Origin of the sequence: Vibrio sp. 10N.222.48.A3 (genome assembly GCF_041475345.1) — a bacterium.
GTDB classification, from domain to species: Bacteria; Pseudomonadota; Gammaproteobacteria; order Enterobacterales; family Vibrionaceae; genus Vibrio; species Vibrio tasmaniensis_A.
The window spans coordinates 1-262 of record NZ_JBFRVX010001567.1; the positions used below are offsets into that span (position 1 = coordinate 1).

The 262-nt window shown below is 46.6% G+C and carries 1 protein-coding gene; it reads left to right on the top strand.

Going from position 1 to position 262, the window contains the following annotated elements:
- A partial coding sequence (minE, locus tag AB4653_RS27770; protein WP_372105855.1) for a cell division topological specificity factor MinE occupies window positions 1-211 on the top strand: 211 nt, incomplete at its 5' end.
- Window positions 212-262: the final 51 nt, after the last annotated feature.

Sequence of the window (262 nt, forward strand, 5' to 3'; positions counted from 1 at the left end):
TAAAGAGCGTTTGCAGATCATTGTTGCCGAGCGACGCAGCCATGACGACCCAGCGCCGTCTTATCTGCCGCAACTAAAAGAAGACATCTTGAAGTGTATTGCGAAGTACGTTGACGTCGATCCATCAATGGTTGATCTGACTTTCGAACACAAAGATGACGACATCTCAGTATTAGAGCTGAACGTCAAACTTCCAGAAGAAGACCGATAAGCAGAGCTCGAGCGGTGCTTATCACGATTCAATAAAAAAGAGAGCCTAGGC